A 21692-nucleotide genomic window follows, 5' to 3' on the forward strand; every position below is an offset into this window, starting at 1 on the left:
GCTTAATTTAAGCGTTTAAATCCACCGTGGCACACAGGGCCTTTTAGCAAGCCCATTACATCACGACCTTCTTCACATTGTTTGATTAGTGTAAATATGGGATCAAGCGCATCAAAAAAGCCTTTAATAACTTCAGGCGTATGCTCAATACAAACATAAACGCTATTTCCTGCCAAGTAGCCTTTGGCTAACATTTCTTGTGTAATGAGAGTTTTATATGCAAGCGAATTTTTGCTGTCAATTGTAAAACCTGTTAGCGCAGCTAAACCCCAATGCGAAATGCTTAACTCATGCTTTTCAGCGAGATCCTGCCAAGCTTTACGAATATTTAAACCCGTTTGTGTAATGGTTTCCCATGATTTAATTTGGCCCATTATCTCTAAAGTTTTTAGTGCTGCAGTTGGCCCTATACGTTCAGTCCAAAAGGTACTACTGATAAATGTGGTTTGAGCAGCTTCCATTACCTCGCGCTTGCCGATGGTTGCAGTAATACCATAGCCATTTCCAAGCGCCTTACCAAACATTGCCATATCTGGCTCAACCCCATATTTTTTATGCAAACCACCAAAAGTTTCACGGAAGCCAGATGTACATTCATCAAAAATCAGTACGATCCCGCGTTCAGTTGCTAACTTTCTTACTTTATGCAAGAAATTGTCTTCAGGCCCCATATTGCGAACCACTTCCATTTTAATAACACCAATATCATGAGTATTTACTAATGCTTCTAACTCAGCATAATTATTGTAATTAAATGGAAATACTGTACCTTTAAGATTTCGAGGAACACCATTGGGCTGCAATCCTGGCAACAAATGGCCATCCAAGCCTACTTCACTCCCTAAATTTGCAGATAAGTACCAATCGTGCCAACCATGGTATCCACAAATAGCCACTTTATCTTTACCTGATGCAGCACGGGCAATTCGAATAGCAAGTGCATTTGCCTCACCACCTGATCTAGCAAGCCTCACCATATCAGCCCATGGATGAAGCTCCACCAATTTTTCTGCTAAATAGACTTCTTCAGGACAATTAAAAGTTGACATGTTACCCGCAATCACTGTTTTCTGAACTGCTGCGTCAACTTCAGGATGTCCATACCCTAAAATATTAGTGCCAATACCCATAATGGACATGTCGATGTACTCGTTTCCATCCAGATCCCAAACTTTACATCCCTTAGCTTTACTAAAATAAGCTGGCCATTGATCAGGCAAAAACATCTCTGCTCGCTTAGATAACAACATATTTCCACCAGGAATTACTTGCTTAGCACGTTTCCAAAGTTTTTGACCAGATCCCATCGTTGAACCCTCATTTCTCACTAAATGCTGATTGATACTAAATATTTCCGGATGCCGCCTTTGAAGCTCAAGTATATCTCTCCATGTAAAGTCAGTTTTTGGATAAAAGTAGTCAAAAACTCTTTCAATCACTTGAAAATCAAATAGCTCATCAACGGTCCAGCGAAGCTTAGACAAATCTTCAGTATGCGCAATAGATTGGGTTGTGCATACACCAGGCTTACGTAAGTATGGAGTGACGTGTTCTCTATCAAATGGATCAGCAGTTTCTATACTAGCTTTTTCCAAGATCTTAAAAGTAAAGGCCTCAATATCCAAGCCGTCTGGATAACTTGGCGGACTTATATTACTAAAATAATCAACGTTTGCAGCCTTAAATCTGCGGATTACATCATCAACCAAATCAGGATCAATCACAGGGCAGTCCCCGGTAATGCGAACCACAATATCAGCATGATGTGCTCTTGCAGTTTGCACATAACGATCTAATACGTCGTTTTCACTACCTTGCTCACAGGCATAACCAAGACTTCTAACATGCCTGATCAGTGGCAGATTTCTTTCATCTATAGAAGTAGCAACTACTATTTGATCAACCTCTTTTGCCTTCGCTAAGCGACCAAGAAGAAGCTCTATCATTGGAACACCTTTTATCAGCCTCATTACCTTGCCAGGAAGACGTGTTGATCCCATTCGAGCCTGAACAACTACAACCACTTTCATAATGTAGGCCAATTCGCTGGGTTGATTAACTTTTCATCTTCAGATGAAAAGTTAGGGATCTCGGTATTGAATAAACAATTTTCCGCTTTCAGAATTTCAAGTAGCTGATTTTTACTATCTACGCCAACTACCACTCGATCAATTTGAGCAAAAGAAAGTGAAAATGCCAAGGATGCCTGAAGGGCAGAGATATTATTTTCACGAAGCCAAGCATGCCACTTTTCAAGGATGCCACTCCAAGGGAAAAATTTAGGGGGGATGGCATCCTGATTCATCAATAGCAATCCTTGTAAAAAAACAGATCTTGTATGAATTTCAATACCGCTTTCTTTTAATCGTTGCAACCATCCAGTACTCAAAAGCCTTCGATCAATAACATTAAATGGCGCTTGAACAATATCAAAGCGAAATCTATTTATGGTGGATTCAAGCTCGGCCGGGGAGTAAATAGATATACCTATCTTCTTAACCAGATCTTTGTCTTTCAAACCTTCTAGAGATTGATGCAATATATTTCCATTCGAGCCGAGTAACTGCTCCGGCCGATGGAGCAATAAACCATCAATTTTGTCAGTACATAAGCGAGAGAGTGATGCCTCCAATTGCTGCTCCACCCACCCTCTTATATCCTTACACCCCGCAGGGATGCCTGGGAGTTTTGTAATAATCTTAAAGCCATTAATCCCCGCCTCACCTAAACAGCTCTCACTTTCCCCGTAAGCAATAGCAGTATCAACAGTATCAAGCTTACCCGTATAGGCTTCATGCAATATTGATTTAGCTTCAACTCTTGAAACTTGACCTACTTGATTGGCTATACCGTAAGGAACTCCAAACTGCGCAGTTCCAAGGGCAATACGACTCATTTAAAAATCTCGGTAAGGCAGCAAATTACTTTCTCCTGTTGCTTATCAATTAGCGTTGGGTAGATGGGTATGCTTAGGGTTTCTTTGTAATACTTTTCTGCCTCAGAACAATAGCCAGGACTAAATCCCTTAGATTCATAATAGGGCTGTCTATAAATAGGAATGTAATGTAAATTCACACCAACTCCAGAAGCGTTCATCAAATCATATAATTTGCGCTGAGTAATGCTTCTTTTGTTTTTTTTGATTCGAATAATATATAGATGATGAGCTGAATACGCTTCATACAAATGCTCTGATAGTTGCAGAGGTAGATTACTAAGCGTTTCATCATACCTGTCAGCAATGAGGTGTCGCGTAGAAACAAAATCATCCAACCTCTTCATCTGACTCAGTCCTAAAGCCGCCTGCATATCGGTCATCCGATAGTTAAATCCCAATAAAACTTGTTGATAATTCCATACCTCATCAGTAGGATGAATTTGCATATCCAACAAGTTATTGGTAATACCGTGGCTTCTCAATAAACGCAAATACTTAGCTAAAATTTCATTATTTGTCACTGCCATGCCACCCTCGCCAGTAGTAATTATTTTAACTGGATGAAAACTGAATACCGTAATGTCACTGAACTCACAATTTCCAACTGGCCTATTTTTATACTTAGCGCCGATTGCATGAGAAGCATCTTCAATAATTTTGAATCCATACTTAAGGCTGAGCGCATGAATTCTTTCCATGTCACATGGCTGTCCACATAGGTGGACTGGAATCACAACCTTAGGGAGATTGCCCAACTTTTCCGCTTGCTCAAGCTTCACAGATAGACACTCAACACTCATGTTAAAAGTTTGCGGATCTATATCCACAAAGTCAACATCAGCACCACAGTAAAGAGCGCAATTTGCGCTGGCGACGAAAGAAATTGGGCTAGTCCAAATAACATCTCCCTCACCAACACCCAAAGCTAGGCATGCAATATGAAGAGCGGAGGTAGCGCTGTTTACTGCAACTGCGTAATGTACACCGCAGTAATCAGCAATTGATTTTTCAAATGCCGGGACAACCGGCCCCTGCGTTAAGAAATCTGAACGAAGCACATCAACAACAGCTTCAATATCATCCTTGTTAATATCTTGGCGACCATATGGAATCATAGCGTTCCAACCACAGTTTTATTCTTTTCTATCCACACTTTTAATTCAGCAACACTCATCCACTCTTTGTTGTTATCCGATGAATAAATAAAATCAGGCGAAACTTGTTTGCCATTTTTTATTCTCTTTGGATCATCTGACCATCCATGGATTGCCGGAAGAATTTTAAAATGTTCAGAATACTCATAGGTGTAAAGTGCGTCCTCTGCACCAATCATTTGCTCATGCAATTTTTCACCAGGACGAATACCTACAACCTCATGATTAGCTTTAGGCGCTGAAGCTTTTGCTATATCAATAATATTCATTGAAGGAATTTTCTTGACATAAATCTCACCACCAGCCATGTCTTCAAAAGCATGCCAAACAAGCTCAACGCCCTGCTCAAGAGTAATCATAAACCGCGTCATTCTGGGGTCAGTGATTGGGAGCACACCTTTTTCAGCGAGGGACATAAAGAATGGAATAACTGAGCCACGGGAACCCATAACATTGCCATATCGTACAACTGAAAATGCCGTTGCGTCACTACCAACATAAGAATTTCCTGCAACAAAAAGCTTATCGGATGCTAGCTTGGTAGCGCCATATAAATTCGCAGGACTACTAGCCTTGTCTGTTGATAAAGCAATAACTCTTTTTACTCTCTGATCAATACATGCATCGATTAGATTCATTGCCCCGTTGATGTTAGTTTTAACGCATTCAAATGGGTTATATTCAGCTGTTGGAACAATCTTTGTGGCAGCGGCATGAACAACATAATCAATACCGTGAAGCGCACGAGATAACCTATCTTTATCTCTCACATCACCAATAAAGAACCTAACACGGGAATCTTCACCATATAACTTTGCCATCTCCCATTGTTTCATCTCGTCACGAGAAAATATGACCAAGCGTTTGGGATCGTATTTAGCTAGGGTCATAGGTACGAATGTGTGCCCAAATGAACCAGTTCCACCAGTAATAAGAATCGATGAATTTTTCAACATACTTTTAAACCATATTCTAAAATCATCAAATTAAATCCTCAAAAGAGACAATCTTCAAGACACCGCCTGAACCGAGTTCTACAATCATATCGCAATCTTTTAGCGTAGTAATACGATGAGCAATCATGAATACCGTTATATTTTTATCCAAGCTAACAATAGCCCTCATCAATGCTTCTTCGGTGTGACTATCTAAAGCGCTTGTTGCCTCATCTAAAATAATGACATCCGCTTCCTTGTAAAGCGCTCTAGCAATTCCTATCCTCTGCCTTTGACCACCTGAGAGCCTAACACCTCTTTCACCGACTTTTGTATCATATTGGTTAGGTAGAGATTCAATCACATCGGATATTTGCGCTTGTTTAGTGACTTTCTTGACTTTTAACAAATCAATTTCTGCAATGTCAACACCAAATGCAATATTCTCTGCTATGGAGCGATCACTTAAAAAAATGGTCTGAGGTACATGAGCGATATGCTTCTGCCAGGCAATCTTGTTTTTCTCAGATATTTCAACACCATCAACATCTAAGCTACCAGAGACCGGATTCAAAAGACCCATCAAGATATCCAGCAAAGTACTCTTTCCACTTCCAGTCTCCCCAATAAATCCAATACGGCTTCCCTTTGGAATCTCAAGATTAAATCGACTTAAAACTGGGTTATCGGTTGAATCGTATTTGAAAGAGACATTGTTAAATCGGATACTCTTTTCAAATAGAATTTGCTGTCCTTCACAACCCAAATTATTAGATAAAGTCTGATCAAGTAATCCAAGAACAAGTTTAAGAGTCGGTTGCATTGCTCTGATATTAGTCCACCCATAAAAAGCCTGCTGCAAAATAGGAAGCATCCTCTGAGCGCCAAGCGCAAAGGCACCGAGTAGTGGTATTGCAGCGGAGACACCACTTGGCTGATTACTCATCCAATATGCCAGCAAGGCAATCAAAACCATTCCAAGGGCTTCCATTCCAAAACGTGGACTCTGACTGATGAAAAGATTACTAGCTTGAGAGCGCCTTAGCTCCTGATCTGTAGCCTGGTATGTTTGAATGTAGACCTCCTGTGAGCTATCTAAGAGCACATCTCGTATACCTCCTAAACCCTCCTGTAAATTTTGGATTAGCCTACTAGATTCACTAGCGACCCTTTGACCGTGTCTCAGAATTTTTCTTTTGGTTAGGATTATGATGACCGCATAGATTGAACCAAAGCCGCCTAAAGTTACTAAAGCAATCATCGGACTCATAAGATAAAGAACAACTAATATGGAGCTAATTAATAGCGCACTACTCACCAGAGTAATCGATGGCAAGATTACGTTATAGATAGTGTTGTTTATTTTTATTGAAATGCCGTCAATAATCTCACTGCTATTCCTTGATAGGTGAACAGCATAAGGTTGATAAAGGGTTCTGCGGTAGATTTCTAAGCTAAGATCTGCGCCCATAGCAAAAGAAAGTCTAGTAGTCGCCCACAACAAGAACATCCTAATGCCTGAGGCCATCAATACGGCAATTATAAAGAGAATAGTAATCGGCAGAAGCAACTGGTCAGAGGAGGAAATATTGAACAATCTGATAAAAGGCTCAGCGAGAGAATGGTCATAGACAAAGTTGGGGGAAGCCAACACCCCCAAGAAAGGAAGTACTGCTCCAATACTTAACATCTCAGCAAAGGAGCTCACCACCATCAGGACGGCAAGCAAAGAAAACTGACGACGACGACGAATGCCAATATGTGCCCATAACCGTCGTAGCAAGGATTTAAGGGTATCTTTTGATGTCGGACTAGATGAAATCATGTTCTCTGACGCTCGCTAACAAGCTTTAATAGTGTGACCAACCAAAAAGTGTGAGCTCAATTCCCTGCGACAATTGACATCACAGCCATTCGTACAGCAATTCCAAAGGTGACTTGCTTGAGGATTACCGCTTGAGGACCATCTGCTACTTCACTGGCAATCTCTACTTCACGATTCATTGGGCCTGGGTGCATCACAATCGCATCAGGTTTTGCCAGCTGAAGTCTTTCTTTGTTTAGACCCCACTGCTTAAAGAATTGATCTCCCTGAGGGATCTGATGGCTCTCCATACGTTCTTTCTGGATACGGAGGGTCATCACCACATCCACATCTTTTAAACCTTGTTCAATGTTGTTGTAGATTTTGACACCCATCATATTCAGGTCTTTAGGCAACAAACTCTCAGGACCAATCGCTCTGATTTCTGGACAACCTAAAGTGGTCAGTGCATGAATATTTGATTTAGCTACACGACTATGAACAATGTCACCAATGATGGCTACTTTGATCTTTGTAAAGTCTTGCTTGTAATGGCGCATAGTGTACATATCAAGTAAACCTTGCGTAGGATGCTGATTGGTACCATCACCTGCATTGATCACATGCACATGCGGTGGTAAGTGTTGAGCAACCTCTACAGCAGCACCAGTGGTCTTGTGACGCACCACAAAAATGTCGGCCTGCATAGCCACCAAGTTATCAATGGTATCGAGCAGCGTCTCACCTTTGGCTGTTGATGAGGTTTGAATGTCTAAGTTAACGACATCCGCTGATAGGCGTTTAGCAGCGATTTCAAAAGTGGTTCTGGTGCGGGTTGAGTTTTCAAAGAAGAGGTTGAAAACATTCTTGCCGCGCAGCAATGGAACTTTTTTAACCTCTCGATCTGAGTCACTCACAGCCACAAATTGTTGGGCTGTATCGAGGATATGAAGAATATGTTCTTTGGATAAACCTTCTAAGGTGAGCAAATGAGTGAGCTTGCCTTGATCATTGAGCTGGAGTTGGCTGGCAGTCTTAGAGGTTTTTGGCATCTTAGGTCAGTATTTTAATCTTTTCTGTTGGCTTTTATGTTGTCTTTTTGCTGTCTTTTTGCTGTCTTTTTGCTGTCTTTTTTGATTATTGGCTGTATTTATTGACACTTCCGCTTAATTCTTTATTGAGCCTCAGCGGTGAAACTAAAGCGCCCATCATCTAATTGCTCCAAAACTAAAATCTGATTATCAGCCATTTTGACCTTAGCACCCTTGAATGTGGCATCGACTGGTAGCTGCCTTCTATGGCGATCGGCTAGAACAGCCAAATCAACCTTGGCTGGACGACCATAGTCAAATAACTCATTGAGAGCTGCTCGAACGGTTCTACCCGTATCTAAAACATCATCAACCAAGATCATGTGAGCACCTTCCACCTCAAAAGGTAATTTGGTAGACATACCTTCAGAGCTATTGAGAGCCTTGATGCCTTTTTCAGCATAGTCATCACGGTGGAATGACACGTTAATCACGCCATGAGCAGATAACCCCAAATCTTTGGCCAAGCGCTCAGCCACCCAAGCACCACCGCTGGCCAAACCAGCCAATTGAAAATCAGGGCTGATCTTCTTTTGCTCTCTTAATTGATTTAAAAGAGTTTGATAAAGGTCTTCTGCGTTAGGAATGGATGACATAAGCTTTCTTCAATGTTTTCTTTTACTTTTACTATTGCTTTTACTATTTACTATCTTCAGGTACAGCCTGTTGATTACCGTTAATTAGTGTTAATTCAACAATCTCAATATAAGCATCTTACTCTGATGTTTCTTGTATTTTTATCTTACAGCGCATCCAGATACTGCTGCAAGATTAGTTGTGCTGCGAGGGCATCATCACCATCTTGAACAGAAACAGAGGTATAGCGCTCATCCACCCAAACTACTTCTTTTTGAAAACGTCCATGCAGTTGATTGCCAAAGCGTTTAGCTTTTAGAGTCATGTCATGTTCTGCACCATCCGGATGGGTGGGTAAGCCCACCACCAATAATTGTGGCTGCCATTCTTGGATGAGTGCATCGATTGCTTTAAATTTTTCGTCTTGATTTTTTTCTTGAATGATCTTCAAAGCTTCAGCAGTCTTGGTGATGGTGTTACCCACAGCAACACCAATCCGCTTTTCACCAAAATCAAAGGCTAAGATGGTTTTTGTCATTAGGCATGGCCCGCATCACTTGAGAGAAAACCAAGATCAATGCCCAATAAACCTAAAACATTTTGATACTTATATTCATCCGGAGTATCAAAAATGATATGGGCCATTTCTTCTGTCGGTGCTGGCACATTCAACCAACCATTGCGAGCAATTTCATCCTCGAGCTGACCTGCACTCCAACCCGCATAACCAAGAGTCATTAAAAAGCGTGAGGGTCCATGACCAGCAGCCACTTCTTCTAAAACATCTTTAGAAGTTGTCATGGCCAAACCCCCTGGAATTCTCAATGAGGAGTTGTAATGCGTGGTGTACTCACCCCGCTTTTGTTCATGCAAGACAAAGCCACGATCCGTTTGCACAGGGCCACCAAAATAAACAGGCTCAGTGGCTTTGGTTTGAATTTCTAACTTGAGATCGACCTTGTCAAAAACAGTGGCCAAATCAACATCCGTGGGTTTATTAATGACCAAGCCCATGGCACCAGTAGAGGAATGATCACAGAGGTAAATCAAAGATCCAGCAAAGTTCTCATCAACCATGCCAGGCATAGCAATTAAGAACTGATTGGCGAGATGCTGAACATCCCCTGTTTTTTGGGTCATAACTAGATTTTATCTGATTAAGGCCTTACCCACCCTAACCATAAACCTGGATATCTCTATAAAATGATAGTCAAAGGCAAAGAGAATCATGAATTATCAATAATGATGCCTTAGGAGATAAAAAATATGACTGCTAGCAATAGCTCTGGTTCTAAAGGCTTGGTCTGGCTTCGCCGTGACCTAAGACTTCACGACCACCATGCCATGCGCATGGCGCTGAAAGCTTGCAAGCAAGTTTGGGTGGTGTTTGTATTTGATACGGACATCTTGTCTCACCTCTTAGATAGAGGTCTTACAAAAGATCGACGCATTGATTTCATTTGGCAATCTTTACAAGAAATCAACGCCGAACTGCAAAGCAAAGGCGGCGGACTCATCGTGCGCCATGGCAAAGCAGTCGACATCATTCCACAGCTCGCCACCGAATTAGGTGTTCAAGCGGTTTACACCAATAAAGATTATGAGCCTGCAGCCATAGAACGAGATCGTTTGGTCTCACTCGCACTTGAAGCAAAAGATATTGCTTTTCATGGCTACAAAGATCAAGTGATCTTTGAGCATCAACAAGTACTCACAGGACAAGGTGGTGTGTTCTCCGTATTCACACCATTTAAAAATGCTTGGCTTAAAAAACTTCAAGCCACCGATCTTGATGCGCATGCTGTTGATTTAGATAGCGGCCAATTTGCAGCAATACCAAAAGCATTAAACCTACCTTTCCCATCACTGGAAGCGATGGGCTTTGAACCCACCGGGATTGAATCGTATCTACCCACTGGTATGTCAGGTGCATCCGAACTCTTTGAGCAGTTCTTAGATCGCATGGATCAATACCATGCCACCCGTGACTTTCCAGCAGTCAAAGGTCCCAGTTATTTATCAGTGCACTCTCGCTTTGGCACGATTTCTATTCGAGCGCTGGTGCGCGAGGCGCATCACCGCATGTTGGCGGGCAGCATGGGTGCCACCATCTGGTTATCAGAACTGATTTGGCGTGACTTTTATTTCATGATTCTGAGCAATCACCCAAGGCTCGCTCCAGCATTAGGAAAGAAATCACTGATTCACGGCACAGCAGGACATCAATCATTCAAACCTGATTACGACAAGATTTTTTGGGAAAGCGGTGCTAAAGCTCAAAAATTATTTAAAGCCTGGTGTGAAGGTAAAACTGGTTACCCGTTAGTAGATGCAGCGATGCATCAACTCAATCAAAGTGGCTACATGCACAATCGTTTGCGCATGGTCGTGGCTTGCTTCTTGATCAAAGATTTAGGCATTGATTGGCGTTGGGGTGAACAATACTTTGCAGACCACCTCAATGACTTTGACTTTGCCGCAAACAATGGTGGATGGCAGTGGGCCTCTTCAAGCGGCTGTGATGCACAACCCTACTTCCGCATCTTTAATCCCATCACCCAATCTGAAAAATTTGATGGGGAAGGTAAATTCATTAAAAAGTATTTACCGCAGTTGTCTAAACTATCCAAAAAAGCGATTCATGCTCCTTGGTTAGCAGGTGATATTGAATTAGATCTTGCAGGTGTTCGTTTGGGCCGAGATTATCCGCCACCCATAGTGCAACATGACGAGGCTAGAAAAAATACCTTGATCAGGTACGCGGTGGTAAAAAAAGAGTCTGCCGAATAAAACATTCACCCAATAAATTTCGTAATACATGATGATTTATCTCAATAAAATTCTTCCATATTTAATTTACCCAACAACCATCATCCTGGTTTTATTGATTGCAGGACTTTTTTTAAAAAAGAGAGTTCTACTAATTGTTGCAACCACAATATTTTTAATTACCAGCAATCCTTTAATCTCAGATCAAATGATAGGTTATCTTGAAGCTGGCCAATTAAAAAATCCAGTTGATGAAGTGCAAAAAGCCGATGCCATTGTTGTTCTTAGTGGCATGCTCACCACAATTGAAACCAGCAAGGGTCTTGATTTTGAATGGTTGGATCCTGATAGATTTTTTGGCGGCGTTGAATTAATTCGCGCTGATAAAGTTCCACTGCTTATCTTCACAGGAGGAAAGCTCCCGTGGCAAAAAATTAATTCAACAGAAGGTGAAGTCTTAGCAAAATATGCGAAAAATTTTGGGGTTGATCCTAACGTTATTCAGATCACGAAAGAAGTCCAAAATACAGAAGATGAGGCGAAGGCAGTTAAGGAGCTTTTAACTTCTAAAAACCTGAATAAGATTATTTTGGTAACTTCTGCTTTTCATATGCCTCGCGCAAAACGCCTATTTGAAAAACAAGGGTTTGTAGTTGAGCCCTATCCTGTTGATTTCAAGGTAGAGGCCAATACAATTACCATATTGGACTTTTTACCCAGCGCCTTTGCTATGAAAAATTTTGAATTTGCGATGAGAGAACTGCTGGGAAGAGCCTATTACCAAATTAAAGTCCAATAGGCTTATGTAATCCAGGCACTTGAACAAACTGAGGCCTTTTATCCAAGGACATGGCAGTCAGTTGACCACCCCAAACACAACCGGTATCTAAACCGACCACATTTTTTTTCTTGAGTAATCCCAAAGTAGACCAATGACCAAAAATAATTTTGGTATCTTGAGTTTTCCTGCTCGGAACCTCAAACCAAGGCATATAACCTTTGGGTGCATCACCAGCACCCTCTTTACTCTCAAACTCCATCACACCCCTGGCAGTACAAAAGCGCAAGCGAGTGAATGAATTAATGATGACTCTTAAGCGCTCTGCACCTTTGAGATTGTCATTCCATTGATTTGGTGTGTTGCCATACATCTCAATCAAGGACTTGGCATAGTTTTTATGTCGCAAGACTTTTTCTAATTCATGTGCCAACTCGAGAGTTTTAGTGACACTCCATTGCGGCAAGATTCCTGCGTGCACAAAAAGAGTGTCTAGGTTTTCTTTGCCACTGTACAAAGCTATCGGACGATGTCTTAACCAATCTATCAATTCTTTTCGATCGGGTGCTTTGAGGATGTCATCCAAGGTATCCAATGATTTGGGACCGCGTATTCCTGCATCTCTGGCCAGTAAATGTAAATCATGATTACCCAAAATGCATTCTGCTTGTCCCGCCTCTTGCAATGCCTTAAGAGTTCGCAAAGCACCCAAGGAATCTGGACCACGATTCACCAAATCACCCACACAAATAATTTTTGAGTCTTTGGGTAATTTTTTGATGAGCTGCTTCAGCTGCTGATTGCAGCCTTGAACATCTCCTATGGCAAATATATCGTTCATATACCCCTTAGTTTAATGGGTGATGATTTTGTTGATTTGTTTTTCTATTATAAAAAGCATAAGATGCTATTCTGATAACCAAGCAAATCTTCAATGAAATTTAATTCTTTACTCTTTGCGGACTCCCTTGAACAAAAGGATTTTTCTGTAGAACAAACAAAAGGTATCGCCTACGGCGCCTTTGAATGCTTTGATATAGAAAAACTAGCAACAAAAGATGAAATAAAGCATCTAGCTACAAAAGAAGATCTCGCAAGATCTATCCACACTTTGTTCATGCAACTATTGGGTGTCATCATTGGTGTACAAACAGTGATGATTGGCCTGATGCTTTTCTTACATCGATTAAAAACATCATGAAATTTAACTCTCACCAAGACCTAGCCACAACGAAAGACGTGACTCAAATAGAAGACAGCATTGATTTAATGCTCATTAAACTGAATCAAAAAATTGAGTTAGTCGGAATTCGTCTTGAAAAATCAATCGCCGATCTTGGCACTAAATTGACCACATTTATTTGTGCCAGCTCATTATCTATGATGACAATCTTGCTGGCTTTTATGACCTTCTTACATAGAAGCAAATGATTTTTCTGCTGCGTTGAACATCTCATCTAGAACTGCATCATCGTGCGCAATTGATAAGAAACCAGCTTCATAAGCAGATGGCGCCAAATACACCCCATTGTCTAGCATCAAGTGGAAGAATTTCTTGAAAGCTTCAATGTCACTGGCAGTCACTGCAGTATAAGAAGTTGGCACCTCTTGAGAGAAATACAAACCAAACATACCGCCCACGCTATCGACTGAGAATGGAACTCCTGCCTGATTAGCTCGTTCTTGCATACCATTCACAAACTTTTTAGTCTGAGTGGTCAAGCAATCAAAAAAGCCAGGGCGAGTGATGATATCTAGATTGGCTAATCCAGCTGCAACTGCCAATGGATTACCAGACAAAGTACCTGCTTGATAAACATTGCCTAAGGGGGCTAATTTATTCATGATGTCAGCACGACCGCCAAAGGCAGCCATTGGCATACCACCGCCCATGACCTTACCCAAACAAGTTAAATCTGGTTTAATGCCATGCAAACTTTGTGCGCCACCTAAAGCCACTCTAAAACCAGTCATCACTTCGTCATAAATCAGCACAGCACCTTCTTTGGTGGTCAGATCACGCATTGCTTTAACAAAGGCAGAGCTTGGCTGAATCAAATTCATATTGCCAGCAATTGGCTCAACAATCAGTGCTGCAATCTTGCCAGCATTTTGTTTGAAAGCCACCTCAAGAGCTTCCACATCATTGAATGGCAGCACCAATGTGTGTTTCACTAGATCTTGTGGAACACCGCCTGATGATGGTGCATTTTGCGTGCTATCAGCAAAGGTCAACATGCCTGAACCAGCTTTGACCAATAAGCTATCAGCATGACCGTGGTAGCAACCCTCAAATTTAATGATCAGATCTCGGCCAGTAAACCCACGCGCCAAACGCAAAGCGCTCATCGTAGCTTCTGTACCACTAGAAACTAAGCGTACTTGCTCAATACTAGGAACCAATTGGCAGATACGCTCTGCCATCACAATTTCACCTTCAGTTGGAGCACCATAACTAAAACTATGAACCGCAGCCTCTTGCAGAGCCTTCACAACTTCAGGATGAGCATGACCCACAATCATCGGACCCCATGAGCCAATACAGTCGATATATCTCTTATAGTCTGCATCCCAGAAATAAGCGCCTTGTGCACGCTTGATAAAGCGTGGCACGCCACCCACCTGACGGAATGCTCTCACTGGAGAGTTCACGCCACCCGGTGTGGTTTTTTGTGCTCGGAGGAATAGTTCTTCGTTTTTGCTCATATCTTTAAATTCTTTAACTATCAAAAATGGTGCATTTAAAACTTCAAAGCCACCCGAAGGTGGCTTTATGAATCTAGTTGATTTAGATGACAGTCATCTCGAAATCTTCTTTGCGTGCACCACACTCTGGACACGTCCAGTTCATTGGAACGTCTTTCCACAATGTACCAGGAGCAATACCCTCATCAGGCAAGCCAGCCTCTTCATCGTAGACCCAGCCACAAATCAAACACATATAAGTTTTAAATTCCATGATCTCTTTCCTGTTTTCAATTATTTTACTGGTGTTTTGGAATTTACAAATATTTAGCAAAACTCAATGCAGCTGGTCAAAAAACCTAAGACTCTTTAAAAGACATAAAGAACTGATAATCATCAGACCAATGATCATAGTTTGGCGATGGATTGTTTCAACAATCTTTTTACTCAAGCGACTCTCCAGAGCATCGAAGTCAGCTTTTATCTCTGCCCGCAGATCAACTATAGATTTTTCCATCACAGACTTTAGCCTTTTTACTGTTACTCAACCCACCAAACAATTATGGATTTTATAAATAAAAGAGCATCAAATCAAATCAACAAATCTGACAATGATTGGGCTTAGAAAAAATAAGTTATTACAGCTTAGTTTTATGAGGCCGATGAAGAAGCATCCGGTCTTTTCATATCAAACCTGAACAAGCGACACTCTAAGGGGCCATTAAATAACGGGGTACGCTTAGACTCTTTCATGCGCACTTGACCTGGTAAACCCATATCGGCTGTTAAGACATCCACTTGCCAACCTTGAAAGTTATCTTTGAGATGCTTACCAAACTGATTTAAAAACTCCATGAACTCTGGTGAGTTATTGTTCTTAGGCAAAGCATCACGTGCGCCACGACCTTTGACACGCTCACTGCCATCACGACCACCCTTGATCTCTAAACGCTCACCATACGGTGGATTAAAGAGCATCACGCCTGGCTCTGCAAACGGTGACTTGGCCACCAAAGCATCAATTTGACGAACATTCGATAGAACACCTGATTGGGCTGGTAAGCCAGCGCGCTTCCAATTATTTTTAACGATTGTGATCATGTTCTCATTAATGTCACAAGCAGCCATCTTGAGCTTATTGGCATTGGCCAAACCTTGCTCAATATTTTTCTTGGCAACAATACACAAACCATCCCACTGTTTTTTTAAATCAGGCGTATTGAATGGCTTTAATCTCTGAAACCCAAACCCTTGATCAGCGCCCACCAAATCAACGCGTGTTGGACGATAACGGGTAAATTTAGAAGGCTCGGATTTATCTGCAGACTTCACAGCTTGGTTATGATCCTGCGCCGATTGTGCTGCATCTTGTTGAGGGTTCATCAACCCTGCTCGTATCGAGCCCGATGGAATCCCTAAACCTCTATAAGCGGCTTCAATTAAAAAAGTACCACTACCGCACATAGGATCAAACAAAGGTTGCTCTGGCTTCCATCCTGTCAAAGCCAAAATACCGGCAGCTAAATTCTCTTTCAGGGGTGCTGCACCTTTGTCATCACGCCAACCGCGCTTAAACAAAGACTGACCGCTGGTATCCAAATAAACCGTGGCATGAGTCGCAGTTAAATGGGCTTGCACTCGAACGTCGGGCAATTCAGTATCAATGTTAGGGCGTGCGCCCTTAACTTCTCTCAAGCGATCGCACACCGCATCTTTGATTCTAAGGGTGACAAAGTTCAAACTCGTGAGTGGTGAACGATGCGCCGTCAAATCAACCCGCATGGTTTGATCGGGAGTGATCCAATCTTCCCAAGACAAAGAGCGAGCAGCTTTATAAATATCGTCTTCTTTGCGATACGCCACATGCGTCATTTGTAATAAACAACGACTGGCAATCCGAGAATGTAAGTTAATCGCCAAGGCCACGGACATTGGCCCCGCAACACCCAAGCCACCGGTGTTATTTAATGGCGGAGGATCAATGACCCATGCGCCTAGAGCTTTGACTTCAGAGCGCTCAGAAATTTCTTTTAGCTCTTCTGCCAAAGGAATCTCAAGCCCACGTGGACACACAATAAAAAACTTCATTGATTAACCTTGAATATTCTGATTATTGGTTTTGATAACGATGGATTCACTCTTTTTAGCTAGTCGCTTAAAAAGGTTTCACAACCACCAAAATACTCACGATCAAGAAAATAATCACTGGCACTTCGTTGAACCAACGGTACCAAACATGAGAGCGCTTGTTAATGCCAGCCTTGAACTTTTTATAAATCGAACCACAAGCGTGGTGATAACCCAATAAGATAAATACTAAGAATAACTTTGCGTGCATCCAACCAGAGCCAGGGCCTTTACCCACACCGTAATACAACCAAAGTATCAAACCTAAAATAACTGCGGGGACCATCAAGATGGTCATGAAGCGGTACAAGCGAAAAGACATACCTAAAAGGCGCTCTAAAACTTGAGGATTGGTTTCTTGGGCCATGTTCACATAAATGCGCGGCAAATAAAACAAGCCTGCAAACCATGAAGCCACAAATAATATGTGAAATGCTTTCACATACAAATACGCGCTGCCCATCACCACATTCACTGAATCACTCATCTCAACCATCCCTTTTGGTTTACATTTCTGATATTAATTTTTACTAACGTTACTACTTTAACTATCAAGCTCTAACTCAGGTTCTGATTTCGCCCTGTCCAAACACGATGTATTTCATTGAAGTCAAACCTTCTAGACCAACTGGTCCTCTGGCGTGTAACTTGTCATTTGAAATACCAATCTCAGCACCCAGGCCATATTCAAAACCATCTGCAAAACGAGAGCTGGCATTGATCATCACACTGGCACTATCAACTTCTCTTAAAAAACGCATACCGGCTGAATAATCTTCAGTGATGATGCAATCAGTGTGGTGACTGCCATACTGATTGATGTGCTCCATCGCCTCATCCATATTGCTGACAGTTTTGATCGATAGAATTGGTGCCAAATACTCCGTAGACCAATCTTCTTCAGTGGCATCGATTAAATTCTTCACACCAGCGGCTTCAAGAGCTTGTTTGGTTTTTTTACAAACTCGCAACTCAACACCTTTGTCTTGATAAATCTTGCACAGAGGTAATAAAGAATCTTTGATCGCAGCCTCATGCACCAACAATGTTTCCATGGTGTTGCATGGTGCGTAGCGCTGAGTTTTAGCGTTATCACACACCTTGATGGCTTTGGCTGGATCAGCCAACACATCGATGTAGGTATGACAAATACCATCCAAGTGCTTGATCATTGGCACTCTGGCATCAGCCATCAAACGCTCGATCAAACTCTTGCCACCACGTGGCACGATCACGTCAATATATTCATTCATCGTGATCATGGCGCCCACAGCAGCACGATCGGTTGTTTCAACCACTTGCACTGCGTCTGATGGCAAGCCTGCCAAAGACAAACTCTCCTGAATCAACTTGGCCAATGCCGTGTTTGAATCAATCGCTTCTGAACCACCACGCAAAATAGTTGCATTGCCTGACTTCAAGCACAAAGCAGCAGCATCAATCGTCACGTTAGGACGAGATTCATAGATGATGCCAATCACGCCCAAAGGCACACGCATTTGTCCCACCTGAATACCTGATGGCATTTTTCTAATATTGCTCATTTCACCAATTGGGTCTGACAACTTGGCAATTTGCTCCAAACCTTCAGCCATGGTGGCGATGGTTTTATCCGTGAGTGTCAAACGATCAATGAATGCAGCATCTTGGCCATTGGCTTTTGCACGCTCAACATCTTTGGCATTCACCACTTTCAAAGCTTCTGCATTTTTTCTAACTAAAGCTGCCAAGTGAATCAAAGCCTCATTTTTTGAAGCTGTGCTGGCGCGAGCCATCGCACGCGAAGCTGAACGGGCTTTTTGACCAATGCCCTTCATCAGGGTCACTGCGTCTGAATGTGTGTTGTTTTGATTGCTCATAGGCATTACTTTAACTGAAATTAGGGGTTTGAACGAATTCTTGAGGATTTTCAATGAGATAGCCTAGAACTGTTCCAAGCAATTGAACTCACACCTTTAGAGTTTATTTAAAACTAAATTTTTAAATTAATAGGTGTAATTGGGTGAAAAAATGGGTGAAAACCTAAAATATGGGTGTAATTGGGTGAAAAAATGGGTGTAAAATTCAACTATGTTTAATACCAATGATCTGACCATTAAAAATGAGCTCTTAAACCTCATCAGTCAAATTGATGAGTTCAAAGGTGCTTGGCGTGCCTTGGGGACGCTAGCTCCAGATAGACTTTTGGCATTGCGTAAAGTGGCCACTATTGAAAGTATTGGCTCATCTACCCGCATTGAAGGCAGCAAACTTTCAGATCGAGAAGTTGAAAACTTACTTTCAAATTTAGAAATTAAATCTTTTGAATCTCGCGACACGCAAGAAGTAGCCGGTTATGCCGAACTCATGAATTTGATTTTCAGCTCTTGGATAAATATTCCGTTCACTGAAAACCATATCAAACAGTTACATCAAATTCTGCTGCGTCATAGTGAAAAAGACATCTGGCATCGAGGTAACTATAAAACCAATACCAACAGCGTTGCCGCCTTCAATGCAGAAGGTCAACAAATAGGGATTGTGTTTAATACTGCAACGCCATTTGATACCCCACGCCTGATGACTGAATTAATTCATTGGGTAGAAGAGATGCGGGCAAGCAAACAACTTCATCCATTGATTGTTATTGCTATATTTGTTGTTGTATTTTTAGAAATTCATCCATTCCAGGATGGCAATGGTCGCCTGAGTCGCGCTCTAACAACACTGCTTTTACTACAAGCAGGTTATGCCTATGTACCCTACAGCTCACTTGAGAGCATCATTGAATTAAATAAAGAAGCCTATTACTTAGCCTTACGACAAACACAAGGCACGATCAGGATGCCTAAGCCACATTGGGAACCTTGGATCATTTTTTTCATGAAATCTCTTGCAGAACAAGTGCAGCGTTTAGAGAAAAAAGTGGAAAGAGAGCATCTGGTATTGTCCGCACTCCCAGGGTACTCGCTCATCATCATTGAACTTGCTCGTGAGCATGGAAGAATCACCATGGCTGATGCAATCAAGGCGACTGGATCAAATAGAAATACCCTCAAAGAGCACATTCGCAAACTCATTCACGATGGCAGATTGGTGAAACATGGAGAGGGTCGTGGCGCTTGGTATCGTCTTGGTTAAATGAACCACTAAACAAACAAGCGTCCCAACATCCTCAAACCATCCCATGGATCACTGGGTAGTTTTTCTAAAATCGGACCTGCCCCTTTGCGGATTTGCAAACCCTTGGATTGTTGATCGAGACCACTGGTCACCATCAACGCTTTTTGCAAACGATCGGCACTTAATCTCTGAAGTGCTTGTGGAATCAAACGCTCTTTATTACCCCAAACACGATTCATCTTCATGAGCATTTGCAAATTATCACCACGATCAACGGCCTGACGCAGTCGATTGAGTAATCGCACTTCTTCAGTGACTGTCCAAAGAATCAAGACCAAAGGCTCGCCTTCACCTTCTAAGCCATCAACCATGCGATTAAAGCGTGCCAAATCTCCAGCCAACAATGATTCAGTCAGTTGAAAAACATCATATCTGGCAACATTCAAAACAGCGTCACGGATATTCTCTTCTGTGAGCGTTCCTTCTGGATATAACAAACCCAACTTCTGAACTTCTTGGTGAGCTGCAATCAAATTACCCTCGATCTGATTGGCCATGAACTGCAAGGCGCGTTGTCCAGCTTCTCCTGCCTCAACCTGCTGCTTCTGCTGCTTCAAACGACCAGCAATCCAGTTAGGTAAGTGAGTTCTATCGATAGGATCTATGCGCACAGCAATGGCAGATTCATCCAAGGCGGTGAACCAAGCGGATTTCTGTGTCTGAAAATCTACCCTTGGTAAAAAGATACAGGTCACTGTATCAACCGGACTTTTCTCTTTTACTTGAGCATCTATTTGGGCACAAAACTGCTTGATGGCATCAGAGCCGTCACGACCAGGCTTGCCTGTGGGTATGCGTAACTCAACATAACGCTTGTCCCCGAACAAAGACATGGTTTGACCTGCGTTCATGAGCGCTGACCAATCAAAACCTTTCTCATGCATCATCACTTCACGCTCGGTGTGTCCATGAGCAATCACCATGGCGCGCAATTGGTCTTGCAACTCCATCACAAGCAAAGGCTCGTCACCACACAACACATACAGAGGATGCGGTCCAGTTTTTTTAGCTTGTGCTAAATGTGCGCCAAAAGCATCTGCCTTTTGCATGCTTAGCGACTCTTTGGCTGTGACTCCGATGGAGTTTGTTTTGAAGGTAGTTGCTTGATTGATGCCAAACGGCGCATCAACTGACTCACAATATCCATGCGCATATCTTTGACATAATCAGCGACTTGTTGATCAAACGCTTGAATATTGGACTGATTGAAGTCAATGTCACGTGTCAAATAAATATCTGATTCAGGCATCAACTCAATACCATTCGGATCAAAGGCTCTAAAAACAACCCTAGAAATGATCCGATAAGCAGTGATTTGACCTGCACTGTTGTAAGAAAGCACTTGACGAGCATTTTGCTCAGAAATAATTTCTAGAATAAGTTCAGCATCTTTGGCGGCTTTAACAATCTGAATATCGTTGACTCGAAGCAACATATCCAAGTCATCACGCAATTCTTGTGTCAAATTACCACTGATCAGAATATTTTTATAAGGCAAATCGACTTTGCCGCGCAAGCGCCAGCCACAAGCACCAAGAACACACATGGCCAAAATTGATAAACCACCGCCTAAGAGCTGACGTCGCCCTATTGAATAAATGGAGGTGGTTTTTTTCATGATGTGCTCATTTTGCTCTATTTATGCTCTGTTTCAAAATCAATGGCTGACATTC

22 protein-coding genes are annotated in these 21692 nt (G+C 42.0%); 5 read left to right on the forward strand and 17 right to left on the reverse strand.

What is annotated here, in order from left to right; genetic code table 11:
- Window positions 1-2 precede the first annotated feature (2 nt).
- The 9 genes from ICE88_RS02930 to ICE88_RS02970 all read right to left on the reverse strand — a co-directional run bounded on the left by ICE88_RS02930 (window position 3) and on the right by ICE88_RS02970 (window position 9638).
- On the reverse strand, window positions 3-2030 hold the full coding sequence (locus ICE88_RS02930; protein WP_216249157.1) for an aminotransferase class III-fold pyridoxal phosphate-dependent enzyme: 2028 nt from the start codon (window positions 2028-2030) through the stop codon (window positions 3-5).
- Window positions 2027-2896 carry an aldo/keto reductase gene (locus ICE88_RS02935; protein ID WP_216249159.1) on the reverse strand — a complete coding sequence of 290 codons (870 nt, stop codon included), beginning with the start codon at window positions 2894-2896 and terminating at the stop codon, window positions 2027-2029. The genes ICE88_RS02930 and ICE88_RS02935 overlap by 4 nt, the downstream gene beginning before the upstream one ends.
- Window positions 2893-4053 (reverse strand): UDP-4-amino-4,6-dideoxy-N-acetyl-beta-L-altrosamine transaminase, encoded by a 1161-nt coding sequence (gene pseC / locus ICE88_RS02940; protein ID WP_216249161.1) that lies wholly within the window; start codon window positions 4051-4053, stop codon window positions 2893-2895. Before pseC ends, ICE88_RS02935 begins: the two co-directional genes overlap by 4 nt.
- Window positions 4050-5048 (reverse strand): UDP-N-acetylglucosamine 4,6-dehydratase (inverting), encoded by a 999-nt coding sequence (gene pseB, locus ICE88_RS02945; RefSeq protein ID WP_216249163.1) that lies wholly within the window; start codon window positions 5046-5048, stop codon window positions 4050-4052. Before pseB ends, pseC begins: the two co-directional genes overlap by 4 nt.
- A 25-nt stretch (window positions 5049-5073) precedes the next feature.
- Window positions 5074-6852: an ABC transporter ATP-binding protein gene (locus tag ICE88_RS02950; RefSeq protein WP_216249167.1), complete on the reverse strand. Its 1779-nt coding sequence runs from the start codon at window positions 6850-6852 to the stop codon at window positions 5074-5076.
- Window positions 6853-6908: 56 nt separating this feature from the next.
- On the reverse strand, window positions 6909-7883 hold the full coding sequence (locus ICE88_RS02955; RefSeq protein ID WP_216249170.1) for an aspartate carbamoyltransferase catalytic subunit: 975 nt from the start codon (window positions 7881-7883) through the stop codon (window positions 6909-6911).
- A gap of 122 nt (window positions 7884-8005) precedes the next feature.
- Window positions 8006-8518: a bifunctional pyr operon transcriptional regulator/uracil phosphoribosyltransferase PyrR gene (gene pyrR / locus ICE88_RS02960; protein WP_216249173.1), complete on the reverse strand. Its 513-nt coding sequence runs from the start codon at window positions 8516-8518 to the stop codon at window positions 8006-8008.
- Window positions 8519-8664: 146 nt separating this feature from the next.
- Complete coding sequence (gene ruvX, locus ICE88_RS02965) at window positions 8665-9036, reverse strand: Holliday junction resolvase RuvX (RefSeq protein ID WP_216249176.1); 372 nt, start codon at window positions 9034-9036, stop codon at window positions 8665-8667.
- Window positions 9036-9638, reverse strand: a complete 603-nt coding sequence (locus tag ICE88_RS02970; protein ID WP_216249178.1) for a YqgE/AlgH family protein — start codon at window positions 9636-9638, stop codon at window positions 9036-9038. Before ICE88_RS02970 ends, ruvX begins: the two co-directional genes overlap by 1 nt.
- 126 nt (window positions 9639-9764) lie before the next feature.
- Here ICE88_RS02970 and ICE88_RS02975 point away from each other — a divergent pair, with 126 nt between their 5' ends.
- Both ICE88_RS02975 and ICE88_RS02980 read left to right on the forward strand, forming a co-directional pair.
- On the forward strand, window positions 9765-11288 hold the full coding sequence (locus tag ICE88_RS02975; RefSeq protein WP_216249181.1) for a deoxyribodipyrimidine photo-lyase: 1524 nt from the start codon (window positions 9765-9767) through the stop codon (window positions 11286-11288).
- A gap of 28 nt (window positions 11289-11316) precedes the next feature.
- On the forward strand, window positions 11317-12066 hold the full coding sequence (locus tag ICE88_RS02980) for a YdcF family protein (protein WP_216249183.1): 750 nt from the start codon (window positions 11317-11319) through the stop codon (window positions 12064-12066).
- Here ICE88_RS02980 and ICE88_RS02985 read toward each other — a convergent pair.
- Window positions 12053-12886 (reverse strand): symmetrical bis(5'-nucleosyl)-tetraphosphatase, encoded by an 834-nt coding sequence (locus ICE88_RS02985; RefSeq protein WP_216249186.1) that lies wholly within the window; start codon window positions 12884-12886, stop codon window positions 12053-12055. The genes ICE88_RS02980 and ICE88_RS02985 overlap by 14 nt on opposite strands.
- Before the next feature lie 93 nt (window positions 12887-12979).
- Between ICE88_RS02985 and ICE88_RS02990 the strand changes: the two genes are divergently transcribed.
- On the forward strand, window positions 12980-13246 hold the full coding sequence (locus ICE88_RS02990) for a hypothetical protein (RefSeq protein WP_216249189.1): 267 nt from the start codon (window positions 12980-12982) through the stop codon (window positions 13244-13246).
- Window positions 13243-13476 (forward strand): hypothetical protein, encoded by a 234-nt coding sequence (locus ICE88_RS02995; RefSeq protein WP_216249205.1) that lies wholly within the window; start codon window positions 13243-13245, stop codon window positions 13474-13476. The genes ICE88_RS02990 and ICE88_RS02995 overlap by 4 nt, the downstream gene beginning before the upstream one ends.
- Here the strand turns inward: ICE88_RS02995 and hemL are convergent.
- The 5 genes from hemL to ICE88_RS03020 form a co-directional block, all read right to left on the reverse strand.
- Complete coding sequence (gene hemL, locus ICE88_RS03000) at window positions 13459-14751, reverse strand: glutamate-1-semialdehyde 2,1-aminomutase (RefSeq protein ID WP_216249207.1); 1293 nt, start codon at window positions 14749-14751, stop codon at window positions 13459-13461. The two genes, ICE88_RS02995 and hemL, sit on opposite strands and share 18 nt — an antisense overlap.
- Before the next feature lie 82 nt (window positions 14752-14833).
- Window positions 14834-15004, reverse strand: coding sequence for a rubredoxin (locus tag ICE88_RS03005; RefSeq protein WP_088812539.1), 171 nt, complete (start codon window positions 15002-15004; stop codon window positions 14834-14836).
- A 377-nt stretch (window positions 15005-15381) separates the two neighbouring features.
- A complete protein-coding gene (locus ICE88_RS03010) occupies window positions 15382-16818 on the reverse strand; it encodes a class I SAM-dependent RNA methyltransferase (protein ID WP_216249209.1) in 1437 nt (478 codons plus the stop codon).
- A 67-nt stretch (window positions 16819-16885) separates the two neighbouring features.
- Window positions 16886-17344: a CopD family protein gene (locus ICE88_RS03015; protein WP_255535181.1), complete on the reverse strand. Its 459-nt coding sequence runs from the start codon at window positions 17342-17344 to the stop codon at window positions 16886-16888.
- A 76-nt stretch (window positions 17345-17420) separates the two neighbouring features.
- Window positions 17421-18674 carry a glutamate-5-semialdehyde dehydrogenase gene (locus ICE88_RS03020; RefSeq protein WP_216251807.1) on the reverse strand — a complete coding sequence of 418 codons (1254 nt, stop codon included), beginning with the start codon at window positions 18672-18674 and terminating at the stop codon, window positions 17421-17423.
- 253 nt (window positions 18675-18927) lie between these two features.
- Here ICE88_RS03020 and ICE88_RS03025 point away from each other — a divergent pair, with 253 nt between their 5' ends.
- Entirely contained in the window at window positions 18928-19977 is a 1050-nt protein-coding gene (locus tag ICE88_RS03025; RefSeq protein WP_216249210.1) for a Fic family protein, read from the forward strand.
- Window positions 19978-19985: 8 nt separating this feature from the next.
- Here ICE88_RS03025 and holA read toward each other — a convergent pair whose 3' ends face one another.
- On the reverse strand, window positions 19986-21068 hold the full coding sequence (gene holA / locus ICE88_RS03030; RefSeq protein WP_216249213.1) for a DNA polymerase III subunit delta: 1083 nt from the start codon (window positions 21066-21068) through the stop codon (window positions 19986-19988).
- 2 nt (window positions 21069-21070) lie between these two features.
- Window positions 21071-21637 (reverse strand): LPS assembly lipoprotein LptE, encoded by a 567-nt coding sequence (gene lptE, locus ICE88_RS03035; RefSeq protein ID WP_216249215.1) that lies wholly within the window; start codon window positions 21635-21637, stop codon window positions 21071-21073.
- Window positions 21638-21692 lie beyond the last annotated feature (55 nt).

This window comes from Polynucleobacter sp. AM-26B4, from assembly GCF_018882285.1.
Lineage (GTDB): Bacteria > Pseudomonadota > Gammaproteobacteria > Burkholderiales > Burkholderiaceae > Polynucleobacter.